Here is a 3,200-nt window from a genome sequence, read left to right as displayed (position 1 = left end):
CCCCGGCCGGCCCCCCCGGCGCCGGCCACTCCCCAGGCCCCGGGGTGTTTGGGTCGGCTTGCGGCGGGGGGGGGGGGCCCCCCCCCCCCCCGGGGCCCCCCCCCCGCCGCGGGGCGTCAGCGCGCGCTGGCCTCGTGCACGAAGGCGACCAGGCGGCTGAGCGCGTCCGGGTCCATGGACGGCATCACGCCGTGGCCGAGGTTGAAGATGTGGCCGCTGGTGCCGAGCGCCTGGGCGGCGTGCAGCACCTCGCGGGCCTTGGTCTCGACGACCTTGGTGGGCGCGTACAGCACCGCCGGGTCGAGGTTGCCCTGGAGGGCCTTGCCCGCGCCGACCCGCTCGGCGGCGACGTTCAGCGGCACCCGCCAGTCGACGCCGACGATGTCCGCGCCGGCCTGGCCCATCAGCCCGAGCAGCTCGCCGGTGCCGACGCCGAAGTGGATCCGCGGCACCCCGTAGTGGGCGACGGCGTCGAAGACCTTGGTGCTGGCGGGCATCACCGAGCGGCGGTAGTCGTCCGGGGCGAGCGCGCCGACCCAGGAGTCGAACAGCTGGACCGCGGAGGCGCCGGCCTCGATCTGCACCTTGAGGAAGGCGGAGGTGATGTCGGCGAGGCGGTCCAGCAGGGCGGCCCAGAGCTCGGGCTGCCCGTACATCATGGCCTTGGTGTTCTCGTGGTTCTTGGAGGGCCCGCCCTCGATCAGGTAGCTGGCGAGCGTGTACGGCGCGCCCGCGAAGCCGATCAGCGGGGTCCCGCCGAGCTCGTCGACCAGCAGGCCGACGGCCTCGGTGACGTAGGGGACGTCGTCGGGCTCCAGCGGGCGCAGCCGGTTGAGGTCCTCGAAGGTGCGGATCGGGTCGGCGATGACCGGGCCGATGCCGGGCTTGATGTCCACGTCGATGCCGACGGCCTTGAGCGGCACCACGATGTCGCTGAAGAAGATCGCCGCGTCCACCTTGTGCCGGCGCACCGGCTGGAGGGTGATCTCCTTGACCAGCTCGGGCCGCATGCAGGACTCCAGCATGGGGATGCCCTCGCGGACCTTCAGGTATTCGGGCAGCGAGCGGCCCGCCTGGCGCATGAACCACACCGGCGTGTGCGGCACCGGCTCGTGCCGGCAGGCGCGCAGGAACGCGGAGTCGTGCGCGGCGCCGCGGCGCGCGGGGGTGCTTCGGCCGTCGGGGGTGGCCGCCGTCGGGTCTGCCGTAGTCTCGCTCACGGGTCAAATCTTCGCACGCGCCCGGGGGCACCCTTCCCGGGTGGTCTCGTCGGTTCCTCCAAGATCTGGCCGGGTTTGCCGTTCCGGCACGCCGCTCGGACGGAAGTTGCGGCGATAACCCCGGTCTTCGACCTAGTCTTCGGGTCATGGCAGCGGTCGGCGGGCACCCCGCGCAAGGTGGCGGAACAGGTGGCGGAACGGGTCGGGAGGGGGCGCCGAGCGAGTTCCGGGCCGCCGTGGAGGCCCTCGACGGGGCCCGGCTGCGGCCGGAGCTCCAGCTCTCCCCCGCGCCGGCCCCGCGCCGGCTGGCCCCGTACGCCTTCGCGCTGACCGCCACCGTGGAGGTGGACGACGAGGAGCTGGCCGACGGCCGGCTGGTCCTGCTGTACGACCCGGCCGGGCAGGAGGCCTGGAACGGGGAGTTCCGGGTGGTCACGATGACCCGGGCGGAGCTGGAGCCGGAGATGGCCGGCGACCCGCTGCTCTCCGAGGTCGGCTGGGCCTGGCTGCTGGACGCGCTGCAGGCGCACGGCGCCGGGTACGCGGAGCCGTCCGGCACGGTGACCCGCTGCGCCTCGCAGTACTTCGGCGGCCTGGCGGACCGCCCCGCGGCGACCGAGATCGAGATCCGGGCCTCCTGGACGCCGGCCGACGGCCGGTTCGAGCGGCACCTGGCGGCCTGGGGCGACCTGCTCTGCATCAGCGCCGGACTGCCGCCGGCCAACCCGTCCCCGCCGCCGGCCGAGGTCACGTCACTCGGTGGAGTGGTCCCGATGCCCGCCCGGCGACGCCCCCGGTCGCACTGAAGGGTGGCGTCCGGGCCGGACGGCACCGTCCGCCCCGATGCCACCCCCAGGACTGACGGAGTGTGGCTTCGGCCCTGCTCTGCGTCAATTACCTGCTCAAAGTCGATCGATCTGTCATGGATCTGATCGATTTTGTACGAATTCCAGGCATGTCGCATCAGTCATATGCGCGATTTGTCCGTATTGTTACTCACTAGATCGTGATCTTTCGCTAAAGCCGGGCACGGTAGCTGCCGAAGCAGACTGTGACCCTTTCCGAACGCGGAACACTCCGACCGCCCCCTCGGGGTTCCGTCCGCCACTCCCCGCAGGAGGCCTGGTGTCGGTCCTTCTTGAGCACCCCGCAAACGTGGTCGCCTACCGCCCGACCAAGCCCACCGCCATGGTGGTCATCGCCGATCCCCGCGTCCGAAACACCGTCACCCGCCACCTCTGGGCGCTCGGCGTCCGCGACGTGATCGAGGTGTCCTCGATCGCCGAGGCCCGCCCCCGGGTCTCCACCCCGCGCGACATCTGCGTCGCCGACGTCCACCTGCCGGACGGCTCCGGACTCACCATCCTCGCCGAGACCCGCGCCGCGGGCTGGCCCAACGGCCTGGCCCTGTCCGCCGCCGACGACATCGGCGCGGTCCGCAGCGCGCTCGCGGGCGGCGTCAAGGGTTACGTGGTCACCGGCACCCGCACCAACGTCGCGATGCCCGGCCGCCCGGGCCTGCCGCTCGGCGCCGCCGGGCTGGCCGGCCGGATGCGCCGCCCCGGAATGCCGGGCATGCCGGGTGCCGCCGGTGCCCCGGGCGCACCGGGTGCCCCCGGAGCGCCGGGCCCGCAGCAGACCGCCTACCGCGAGCTGTCCGGCCGCGAGGTCGAGGTGCTGCGGCTGGTCGCCGAGGGCCAGTCGAACAAGGCGATCGGCGTCGCGATGGGCCTGTCCGCGCTCACCGTGAAGAGCCACCTGGCCCGGATCGCCCGCAAGCTCGGCACCGGCGACCGCGCCGGGATGGTCGCGGTCGCGCTGCGCACCGGCATCATCCACTGAGCCGGCCGGGGCCGAAACCGCTCCGCGAACCGTCGGCGGCCCAGGAGGAACGTTCCTCCTTGCGTGCAGCAAACACCCCACTCCGCGAACCCAGGGCCGCGGCCCCCGGGGAGACACAGCCGGGCCCCGGGAGCAGGA

The 3,200-nt window shown here is 73.4% G+C and carries 3 protein-coding genes; 2 read left to right on the top strand and 1 reads right to left on the bottom strand.

Translation table 11 applies throughout. The features are described 5' to 3' along the window. Positions 1–116 precede the first annotated feature (116 nt). Positions 117–1,130 (bottom strand): uroporphyrinogen decarboxylase, encoded by a 1,014-nt coding sequence (gene hemE / locus ACFXOZ_RS24890; RefSeq protein ID WP_375888482.1) that lies wholly within the window; start codon positions 1,128–1,130, stop codon positions 117–119. Between the two features lie 236 nt (positions 1,131–1,366). On the opposite strand from hemE, the gene ACFXOZ_RS24885 reads away from it, so the two are divergent. After that, a complete protein-coding gene (locus tag ACFXOZ_RS24885; RefSeq protein ID WP_375888289.1) occupies positions 1,367–2,026 on the top strand; it encodes a DUF3000 domain-containing protein in 660 nt (219 codons plus the stop codon). A gap of 319 nt (positions 2,027–2,345) precedes the next feature. Further along, positions 2,346–3,062, top strand: coding sequence for a response regulator transcription factor (locus ACFXOZ_RS24880; protein WP_350511717.1), 717 nt, complete (start codon positions 2,346–2,348; stop codon positions 3,060–3,062). Positions 3,063–3,200: the final 138 nt, after the last annotated feature.

The organism is Kitasatospora sp. NPDC059160 (genome assembly GCF_042755465.1).
Classification (GTDB): Bacteria; Actinomycetota; Actinomycetes; order Streptomycetales; family Streptomycetaceae; genus Kitasatospora.
The sequence above is the reverse complement of the archived record's forward strand: the minus strand, read 5'-3'. Positions and strand labels throughout refer to the sequence as shown.